This window comes from Coriobacteriia bacterium (assembly GCA_013334745.1).
Taxonomy (GTDB): domain Bacteria; phylum Actinomycetota; class Coriobacteriia; order Anaerosomatales; family JAAXUF01; genus JAAXWY01.
Genome location: JAAXWY010000070.1, coordinates 1 through 9,158 on the forward strand (window position 1 = coordinate 1; position 9,158 = coordinate 9,158).

Consider the following 9,158-nt stretch of genomic DNA (forward strand, 5'->3'; position numbering starts at 1 on the left):
CGCGAAGCGGCGAGGGCCCCCGCCGAGGGACGTCCGCCGAGGGCTCACCGGACTCCGCGGTCGCCGTCCCGCGAGTCCGCATCATCGTCGGATGCCACCCGCACAACGCGAAGCTCTTCGACGCGGCCGCCGAAGCCGAACTCCGTCGCCTGGCCGCAGACCCACGCACGTGTGCGCTCGGCGAGCTCGGGCTCGACTATCACTACGACCAGTCGCCCCGCGACGTGCAGCGGGCCGCGTTTGGCCGTCATCTCGAGATCGCGCACGAACTTGACCTGCCGGTCGTCGTGCATCTACGTGAGGCGCATGGAGACGGCGAACGAATTCTGCGCGACGTCGGCGTCCCCACGGCCGGCTGCATCCTGCACTGCTTCAACCTTGCCGCCTGCGACATGCAGCCGTTCATCGAGCTTGGCTGCCACGTCAGCTTCGCCGGCCCCGTCACGTTCAAGAAAGCCGATGAAGTCCGCGAGGCGGCCGCTCTCGTTCCGGCCGACCGCATCCTTACCGAGACCGACTGCCCGTTCATGGCCCCCGAGCCGTTTCGTGGCCGCACGAACGAGCCCGCGTTCACCGTATTCACGGCCGCCCGGATCGCGGGCGCTCGAGGTGTTGCCTTGGCGGACTTCGCCGCTTCGTCCTACGCCAATGCGCTCGCGCTGCTCGATCGGGAGCGCTCGTCGTGAGCGCCTCGTCGCCCGGGCAGCGGCCCCCGAGGGTGCTGTGCATCGCCGGCAGTCCGCGCCGGGGCGGCAACAGTGACCAGCTGCTCGACGCACTAGCCCGAGGGGTGCGCGACGCCGGAGGAGAGCCGGTGCGACTCGTGGCCGCGACCACCGGCGTCCACACGTGCCGCGGCTGCAACGCGTGTTCACAGACGGGCGAGTGCGTCCTTCGCGATGCGATGGATGACGTCTACGCAGCGTTCGACAGCGCGGACGCCCTCGTGATTTCGTCGCCCGTCTACTTCGCGACGGTACCGGCCGTCCTCAAGACCATCTTCGACCGCTGCCAGCCGTATTGGGCCCGCCGATACGTGCTCAAAGAGCCTGCGCCGGCGGTCAAGCGGCCGGGCGCGCTCCTCATCGTCGGCGGTGGCGGAGACCCGTTCGGCACCGGTTGCGCGATCACCTCGTGTCGCAGCGTGATGAACGTCCTTCGCGCCGAGAGTGAGACGGTTCTGGAGTGTGTCGGGCCGGACGCCGCGTCGGACATGGGCCACTACCCGGACTGTCTCAAGAAGGCCGAGGAGATCGGCGCGCAGCTCGTTTCGGAGGCGCTCGACAGGGGCTGACCGTGGCGACCTGCGCGTTTGCGCGGGGCATCGCCTAGGGGTAGCATCGGCATTTCCCGTTCGTTACGAAACGGTTGAAATGTCCCCAAACAGAGAGGTCTGAATGAGATCAAAGCCGACCCGCTCGGCAGGATCCGTGAAGACCCAGTACCTCATCGCAGCTCTCATCCCAGTAGTAGTCGTCACACTCAGCATCACAGGATTCGTGTGGGCCAAGAAGCAGGTCACGGTCGTCGTCGACGGCCGTGTTTCGAGCGTATCCACACGCGCCTCGGATGTTGAAGGCGTGCTCCAGCAGGTGCGCGTCTCCTACGGTGATGGCGACCTGGTGACACCCTCCGTATCCACCCCCGTGAGCAGCCCGATGACAGTCGTCGTGCGCCATGCCACGCCCATCAAGATGGACCTCGGTGGCTCTGTCACCGACATGAACGTGGTCGGCAAGACGGTCTCGGACGCGCTTGTAGCAGCCGGTATCGACCCGTCCGCAAATCCCGCTGTCTCACCCTCTCTGACGACGCCTCTCGCCGCAGGCATGACGATCACCGCACCGAGCGTCTTCTCGCGCGTCACCTCACGCCGCATCCCCATCGCGTTCGCACGCTCCACCCGTGACGACAGCCGCCTGCCGCGCGGCGTGCGCAAGGTCGTCGTCAAGGGCCGCTCCGGCGTGCGACTGCGCCTCTACCGCACCCTGGTCTCCAACGGCGTCGAGGGCTCGCGCGCCTTGCTCGCCGACAAGACCGTGACCGCGCCCGTCGACGAGATCGTCGCGGTGGGCACCGCGTCGCGCGCCGAGGGCAACCGCGCGATCGTCGCGAGCGCTCGTGCGCTCGCAAGCGTGCGCACGATGGCGCCGCCGAAGCCCGGCGTGGGCCGTCGCATGCGCGTCGAAGCCACCGGCTATGCGCCGGGCAGCGGCGGCGCCGACCATCGCTGCGCGACGGGCGCGCTCGCCACGCGAGGCGTCATCGCGGTCGACCCGCGCATGATCCCGCTCGGAACCCACGTCTACGTGCCCGGCTACGGCTACGCGGTCGCAGCTGACACCGGCGGCGACATCAAGCACGACCGCATCGACGTGTGCTACGACACCTACGACGAGGCCATTCGCTGGGGACGGCGCACCGTGACGATCATCGTGCTCGACTGACCGTGACGCACTCGCCGCTCGCAACGCCATCGGCCACCCTGGCCGTGCTCAAGCGCCACGGTCTGGCCACCAAGAAGTCGCTCGGTCAGCACTTCCTCGTCGATGACAACGTCGTCGGCCGCATCATCGACCTCGCGGCACTCTGCGGCGACGAGACCGTGCTTGAGGTCGGCCCCGGCATCGGCACGCTGACCGCAGCCCTGTGCGCCAACGCCGGCGCGGTCGTGGCCGTTGAGCGCGACGCCGACCTGCTGCCCGTCCTCGCCGAGACCACCGCCGGCTGTGCGCAGCTCGCGATCGTGCGGGCCGACGCGGTCGCAGTCACCCCCGAGCAACTCGCCGAGCCGTTCGGCCCGCCGATAGCGCTCGTCGCGAACCTCCCGTACGCCGTGGCCGCAACCGTCGTGCTGCGCTTCTTCGAGGAGCTGCCGTCACTGCGAAGCGCGACGGTCATGGTGCAGGCCGAGGTCGCCGACCGTATGGCCGCAGCGCCCGGTGGGCGCGACTACGGCTCCTACACCGTAAAGCTGCGGCTCATCGCCAGGGCCGCAGGTCGCTTTCCGGTCGCCCGCACCTGTTTTCTGCCCCCGCCACGGGTCGACTCGGCGGTGCTACGCCTCGAGCGCGCGCCGCTGGGAGCGGAGCCCGAGCTGGCCCGCATCGCGGCCCGCACGGCCGACGCCGCCTTCGCCCAGCGCCGCAAGACGATCCGCAACTCGCTGCGCTCGGCCCTGGGGGCACCCGCCGAGGCCGTGGCAGCCGCTCTCGCCGCCGCCGGCATCGATGGTGGTGTCCGAGCCGAGAAACTCGAGCCCGAGCGCTTCATTGCGCTTGCAGAGGCCCTCAGGGACGCCGGCGTCGCGCTCTAGATGCGGCGTGGCGCTCCAACCGAGCCAACCGCCGGCGTTTCGTGCGTGTTCCGACCGACCGGTCAGCACTATTCGTGCTGGTAATTCCCTCCATTCTGGGCTATACTTCCTCGGAACCGAGGGAGGATTCTTTATGGATCTAGTTCGTCAGGCCGAGGTCGTCGGCCGCATCCGCACGGACCTTGAGAACATGACCGGCAGCCGCATTCGAGTTCGCGCCAATATGGGCCGCTCGAAGATCGTCGAGCGTGAGGGCGTCCTCATGCAGACGCACCCGGCACTGTTCGTCGTCGAGGTCATGGAAAAGCGCGATCGCACGGCACGCGCGTCGTACCAGTACGTCGATGTGCTGACCGGAACCGTCGAGCTCACGCACGTCGAGAGCGGCGAGAACCTGCTTCCCTGGCTCAACTAGGATCGGGAAGCGCGAGCGAGGAACACAAGCGCGGGGCACAGTCGCCCCGCGCTTTTCCATGTAGTGAGAGGGGGCACAGGTGCAGACGCTGACAATCGTCGCTCCGGCCAAGGTCAACCTGTACCTCGGTATCGGCGATCTTCGGCCCGATGGCCATCACAACGTCGAGTCGGTGCTTCAGACACTCGAACTCGCTGACACGGTCCGTCTCACCCCATCCGATGAGCTCACCCTTTCGTGCGACGCCGCGCTCGGTATACCCGCCGAGGAGAACCTCGCGTTTCGCGCTGCACGCGCCTTCTCAAAGGCCTACGACGTCGACGTGCTGCTCGATATCGAGGTCGAGAAGCGCATTCCCGCAGGTGCAGGGCTCGCCGGTGGCTCGACGGATGCTGCGGTCGTGCTCGCGGGACTTGCGTTCTGGGCAGGGCTGCCGCTCGATGATCCCCTCCTGTTGAGTGTCGCTCGTTCACTCGGAGCCGACGTGCCGTTCTTTCTGTTCGGCGGATGCGTGCTCATGGGCGGTCGGGGCGACGAGTTCGTGCGGCGCCTTCCCGACGTCGATCTCGACATCGTGGTCATCAAGCCGCCCGTGCCCGTACCCACCGGGCAAGCGTATCGGGCTTTCGACGCTTCACCGCAGGTGGCGAGCGGTTCTGACGGCCTCGAGTCGGCGCTCGCAGGTGGCGATGCGGCGCATATCGCCGAGGCGCTCGCCAACAACATGACGCAGGCATCGATTGCGGTCGCGCCCGAGGTGGGCGAGTCGCTGTCGTGGCTCTCGTCGCGTCCCGGGGTTCTCGGTGCGCTCGTATCGGGAAGTGGCTCGTCTGTGTTCGGTGTGTGCTCGGACGCCGAGACCGCGACGACGCTTGCCGCACAAGCCGCTACCATGGGGCTCTGGGCGGTTGCCACGCGTTCGCGCCACAGCGGCGCGCACGTGACGTGTGAGGAGAGTTCGTGAAGGTCGATGCAGCGGTACTGGCTGGCGGCGAGGGCGCGGTCATCGACCCCACCGTGTCCATCAAGGGTCTTGTGCCCATAGCCGGGCGTCCTATGATCGAGTGGGTGGTGGATGCGCTTCGCGCTGCGAGCTGCATCGGAGAGATTGCCGTCGTGGTTCCCACAGCACACGGGCTGGGCTCATGGGCCGAGCGAGTCGATCACCTCGTGATCTCTGATGGCAGCTTCATCGACAACGCCATCGCGGGGTGCGGCGCCTTCAACAACGGCCGTCCCGTGCTCGGTGCGACCGGCGATCTGCCCGCGTTGACTCCCGAGGCAATCGATGACTACGTAGCGCGTTCGCTCGCGAGTGGTGCGGAGTTCACGTATCCGCTGGTCAGCGCCATCGACATGGAGGCGCAGTTCCCGGGCTCGCAGCGCACGTACGTCAAGGTCGCGGGTGGACCGGTCACCGGCGGCAACATGATGGTGATGTCGGCCGACCTCGTGAAGCGCAACCGCGAGATAGGGCAGCGCCTGTTCGAGACGCGCAAATCTCCAGTAGCGATGGCTCGGGTCATCGGAATTCCGTTCGTATTCAAGTACGCGACAGGCAGGTTGCGTGTCGACGACGTCGAACGAAAGATGGAGCAGCTCTTGGGCGCGAAGTGCGCGGCGATCTACACGCCGCACGCCTCGATCGGGGCAGACGTCGATAAGCCGATCGACGTTGTTGTCGCCGAACGTGTGCTGTATCGGCGCGCGACGGGTAGTATGTCTCCAGAGGGCTCATAGCTCGCACGGGGACGGCACGTTCGGGGGAACGTGTCGCACACAACTAGGGGGAGTCCATGCGCATCACGAAGGTGACCCTTCGCGCGGTAGCGATGAACAAGGTCTGCGCTATCGCCAGCATCGTGCTCGATGACGCGTTCGTCGTTCATGACCTGCGGGTCGTCAACGGCGACAAGGGGCTTTTCGTCGCCATGCCGTCGCGCAAGCTGCCCAGCGGCGAGTTTCGCGACATCTGTCATCCCATCAACAGCGACGCACGCACAGAGATCCAGCGTGCGGTCCTCGAGCAGTTCGAGGCCGAGGGCGGCGTGACGGCATTCGAGACCGCCGGGCACGCGCTCGCCATGGCCGCCGAGTAGCTCTCAGGGGGTCTTGGCGAGGGTCGCGGCGAGTTACGCTGACCCAACCGCGATCGCTGTCGGTTGACGCTGTCTTGGCCTGCTACCTAAACTGCGTTGCGGTCGGATACCGCACCCGCGCGGCGATGGGGCATCGTTCAACGGCAGGACTCGGGCTTTTGGTGCCCGCTATCCAGGTTCGAATCCTGGTGCCCCAGCCACGCGCGCTCGTGCATTCCGGTCTCCGAGGGCACGGATCCAAGCCCAGAACAGAGGAGCATCCCGATGAGCAGCATCGCTCTCATCCTCGCTGCAGGCGAGGGCACTCGGATGAAGTCCGACAAGCCCAAGGTTGCCCACGAGATTCTCGGCAAGCCGATGGTCACATGGGTTGCGGACGCCACCCGTTCGGCCGGCTGCGAGCGGGTCGTCGTGGTGACGGGCCACGGTGCCGCGCAGGTCGAAGCGCTGCTGCGAGGTGTCGAGTGCGTACGCCAGCTCGAGCAGCTCGGCACCGGTCACGCCGTTATGTGTGCCCGAGAGACCCTCGCCGACTTCAAGGGGTCGCTCGTCATCGTCGCGGGTGACACGCCGCTCCTGCGTCCCGAGACCATCGCGGGCCTCATTGCGATGCGCGAATCATCCGGCTCGGCGTGCGCGGTGCTCACGACCAACCTCACGAACCCGACCGGGTACGGTCGCGTGGTCCGTGCGGGTCACGAGTCGTGCGTGGACCGCATCGTCGAGGAACGCGACTGCACGGCCGACGAACGCCGCATCAGCGAGATCAACACCGGCGCGTACTGCTTCGATGCCGGCGTGCTATTCGCCCACCTCGACCGCCTCACCACCGATAACGCGCAGGGCGAGTACTACCTCACCGACATCGTGAAGATACTGCGCGGCGAAGGCATGACCGTCACGGCGGTACTCGCCGACGATTGGCTTGAGACCATCGGCGTCAACAGCCGGGTACAGCTCGCCGAGGCGGGTCGCGTCATGCAGCACCGCATCAACGAGGCGCACATGCTCGCCGGCGTGACGATGACCGCACCGGACCTGGTGTGGATCGGGCCGGACGTCACGCTCGGGCGCGACGTCGAGCTTCTGCCGATGACATTCCTGCTCGGTTCGACCACGGTGGGGGATCGCGCGGTCATCGGGCCGAGCACACGCCTGACGAATGCAGCGATCGCAGCCGATGCGGTTGTGGACTCATCGGTCGTCATCGGGGCGACCGTGGGTTCGGGTGCCTCGGTCGGGCCGGTGGCCTACCTGCGGCAGGGCGCCGTGCTTGCCGCAGGCGCCAAGGCGGGGACGTGTGTCGAGAAGAAGAACTCCACGATCGGCACGGGCAGCAAGGTGCCGCATCTGTCCTACATCGGGGACGCCACGATCGGCGAAGGCGTCAACGTCGGAGCGGGTTCGATCACCTGTAACTACGATGGCGAGACCAAGCATCCGACCACGATCGGGGACGGCGCTTTCATCGGCTCTGATACCATGCTGGTTGCGCCTGTGAACATCGGCGCGGGTGCGGTGACGGCTGCCGGGAGCACGATTGCTCGTGACGTTCCGGCTGACGCGCTCGCCCTAGAGAGATCCGAGCAGGTCACGGTAGCCGGATGGGCTGCTCGGCGACGCAAGCCGACGCACTGACACGACCAGGAGAAGGAGCGGATTCGACGATGGGCAAGCGCATGGCGGTCTTCGCCGGCACGAGCAATCCCGATCTCGCGGAGGGTGTCGCACAGCACCTGGGAACCGAGCTCGGCAACGTCAAGATCCGCAAGTTCGCCAACGGTGAGATTTACGTTCGGTACCTTGAGAGCGTTCGTGGCGCTGATGTGTTCATCGTTCAGTCGATCTGCGCGCCGGTCAACGACACGCTGATGGAGCTCCTCATCATGGTCGACGCCGCCAAGCGGGCGTCGGCACGCACCATCACGGCGGTCATCTCGCACTACGGCTACGCGCGACAGGACAAGAAGTCGGCTGCTCGTGAGCCGATCACCGCAAAGCTCGTGGCGGACCTCATGACGGTCGCCGGTGTGAGCCGGGTCATCACGATGGACCTGCACCAGGGTCAGATCCAGGGCTTCTTCAACCAGCCGGTCAACCACCTCACCGCGTTGCCAATCCTCGCGGACTACTTCGAGTCGCTTCGGCTCGACAATCTGTGCGTGGTCAGCCCCGATGTCGGCCGCGCCAAGGCGTGCAAGAAGCTCGCCGACATGCTCGGTGCAAGCCTCGCGATCATGCACAAGGGTCGTCCGGATCACAACGTGGCTGAGATCACGCACGTCATCGGTGACGTCAGCGGCAAGAACTGCATCATCGCCGACGATATGATCGACACCGCGGGCTCGGTGGTCGCGGGCGCCAAGGCGCTGCGCATCAACGGCGCGTCGTCGGTGTACGTCACCGCGACACACGGCATCTTCTCGGCGCCGGCGTTCGAGCGTCTCGAGGCCGCCGAGGTCACCGAGGTCGTCGTCACCAACACGATTCCGGTGCCCGCCGAGCATCTGCACGGCAAGATTCACGTCCTTTCGGTAGCGCCGCTCATGGCGCACGCCGTTCAGAATGTGTTCAACGACGAATCGGTCTCAGAACTGTTCGACCCGGACTTCCAGCTCTAGTACGACACGACCGGTCGAGTGGGGTAGGTATCACTCGACGAGACAATCGCAGGTAAAGGAGCACGCGCACCATGGCTGAATCCACAGTACTGAACGTTTTCCCCCGCACCGTGATCGGTAAGGCCAACCGCCATCTCGCCGCCGAGGGTCGCATCCCCGCGGTTCTCTACGGCATGGGCCGCGACGCGCTGCCGATCTCGGTGGACCGTCACGACTTCGAGCTGTTCATGTCGCACCACGCGGCCGGCTCGACGCTCGTCGAGATTCAGATCGAAGGCGAGAAGACGCCCGTCAACGCGATGATTCGCGAGATGCAGCGCGAGGCCCTCAAGGGCACGATCCTGCACGTCGACTTCTTCGCCGTCTCGCTTGACAAGCCGATCAGCGCCACCGTGTCGCTGCGTCTGGTCAACGACCCCGCCGGCGTTCGTGCGGGTGGCGTGCTCACCACTGAGCGTCACGAGATCAACGTCGAGGCCAAGCCGGCCGAGATCCCCGAGTTCATCGAGGTTGACGTCGCCGCCCTCGAGATCGGCGATTCGATCCACATCAGTGACATCGTGGCGCCGGCCGGCGTCACCCTTACCGACGAGCCCGATGCACTTGTCGCCTCCGTCGTACCGCCCGCGGCCGAGGTCGAGGAAGAGGCCGGCGCCGAGCAGGCTGAGCCCGAGGTCATCGGCGCGAAGGACGAAGGGGAGTAACAC

Annotated in this window: 11 protein-coding genes and 1 tRNA gene; all 12 read left to right on the top strand. The window is 66.5% G+C overall.

What is annotated here, in order from left to right:
* The first annotated feature begins 80 nt into the window (after positions 1-80).
* The 12 genes from HGB10_11575 to HGB10_11630 all read left to right on the top strand — a co-directional run bounded on the left by HGB10_11575 (position 81) and on the right by HGB10_11630 (position 9,155).
* Complete coding sequence (locus HGB10_11575) at positions 81-686, top strand: TatD family hydrolase (protein NTU72442.1); 606 nt, start codon at positions 81-83, stop codon at positions 684-686.
* Entirely contained in the window at positions 683-1,294 is a 612-nt protein-coding gene (locus HGB10_11580) for a flavodoxin family protein (GenBank protein NTU72443.1), read from the top strand. The genes HGB10_11575 and HGB10_11580 overlap by 4 nt, the downstream gene beginning before the upstream one ends.
* Positions 1,295-1,397: 103 nt before the next feature.
* Positions 1,398-2,447 carry a DUF348 domain-containing protein gene (locus tag HGB10_11585; GenBank protein ID NTU72444.1) on the top strand — a complete coding sequence of 350 codons (1,050 nt, stop codon included), beginning with the start codon at positions 1,398-1,400 and terminating at the stop codon, positions 2,445-2,447.
* A gap of 2 nt (positions 2,448-2,449) precedes the next feature.
* Positions 2,450-3,316 carry a 16S rRNA (adenine(1518)-N(6)/adenine(1519)-N(6))-dimethyltransferase RsmA gene (gene rsmA / locus HGB10_11590; protein NTU72445.1) on the top strand — a complete coding sequence of 289 codons (867 nt, stop codon included), beginning with the start codon at positions 2,450-2,452 and terminating at the stop codon, positions 3,314-3,316.
* A gap of 133 nt (positions 3,317-3,449) precedes the next feature.
* The gene (locus HGB10_11595; protein NTU72446.1) at positions 3,450-3,731 is read left to right on the top strand and encodes a hypothetical protein; all 282 of its coding nucleotides are present in this window, start codon (positions 3,450-3,452) and stop codon (positions 3,729-3,731) included.
* A 79-nt stretch (positions 3,732-3,810) separates the two neighbouring features.
* Positions 3,811-4,695: a 4-(cytidine 5'-diphospho)-2-C-methyl-D-erythritol kinase gene (ispE, locus tag HGB10_11600; protein NTU72447.1), complete on the top strand. Its 885-nt coding sequence runs from the start codon at positions 3,811-3,813 to the stop codon at positions 4,693-4,695.
* Positions 4,692-5,471 (top strand): NTP transferase domain-containing protein, encoded by a 780-nt coding sequence (locus HGB10_11605; GenBank protein ID NTU72448.1) that lies wholly within the window; start codon positions 4,692-4,694, stop codon positions 5,469-5,471. Before ispE ends, HGB10_11605 begins: the two co-directional genes overlap by 4 nt.
* Positions 5,472-5,527: 56 nt before the next feature.
* The gene (spoVG, locus tag HGB10_11610; protein ID NTU72449.1) at positions 5,528-5,830 is read left to right on the top strand and encodes a septation regulator SpoVG; all 303 of its coding nucleotides are present in this window, start codon (positions 5,528-5,530) and stop codon (positions 5,828-5,830) included.
* A gap of 126 nt (positions 5,831-5,956) precedes the next feature.
* Positions 5,957-6,030: transfer RNA gene (locus HGB10_11615), tRNA-Gln, on the top strand.
* 64 nt (positions 6,031-6,094) lie between these two features.
* The gene (glmU, locus tag HGB10_11620; GenBank protein ID NTU72450.1) at positions 6,095-7,468 is read left to right on the top strand and encodes a bifunctional UDP-N-acetylglucosamine diphosphorylase/glucosamine-1-phosphate N-acetyltransferase GlmU; all 1,374 of its coding nucleotides are present in this window, start codon (positions 6,095-6,097) and stop codon (positions 7,466-7,468) included.
* On the top strand, positions 7,435-8,451 hold the full coding sequence (locus HGB10_11625; protein ID NTU72451.1) for a ribose-phosphate pyrophosphokinase: 1,017 nt from the start codon (positions 7,435-7,437) through the stop codon (positions 8,449-8,451). Before glmU ends, HGB10_11625 begins: the two co-directional genes overlap by 34 nt.
* Before the next feature lie 71 nt (positions 8,452-8,522).
* Entirely contained in the window at positions 8,523-9,155 is a 633-nt protein-coding gene (locus HGB10_11630) for a 50S ribosomal protein L25 (protein ID NTU72452.1), read from the top strand.
* Positions 9,156-9,158 lie beyond the last annotated feature (3 nt).

Bases quoted from the DNA above. Each gene is read 5' to 3' on its own strand.
- HGB10_11585 (NTU72444.1), top strand. From the start codon at position 1,398: ATGAGATCAAAGCCGACCCGCTCGGCAGGATCCGTGAAGACCCAGTAC.
- HGB10_11595 (NTU72446.1), top strand. From the start codon at position 3,450: ATGGATCTAGTTCGTCAGGCCGAGGTCGTCGGCCGCATCCGCACGGAC.
- spoVG (NTU72449.1), top strand. From the start codon at position 5,528: ATGCGCATCACGAAGGTGACCCTTCGCGCGGTAGCGATGAACAAGGTC.
- glmU (NTU72450.1), top strand. From the start codon at position 6,095: ATGAGCAGCATCGCTCTCATCCTCGCTGCAGGCGAGGGCACTCGGATG.
- HGB10_11625 (NTU72451.1), top strand. From the start codon at position 7,435: ATGGGCTGCTCGGCGACGCAAGCCGACGCACTGACACGACCAGGAGAA.
- HGB10_11630 (NTU72452.1), top strand. From the start codon at position 8,523: ATGGCTGAATCCACAGTACTGAACGTTTTCCCCCGCACCGTGATCGGT.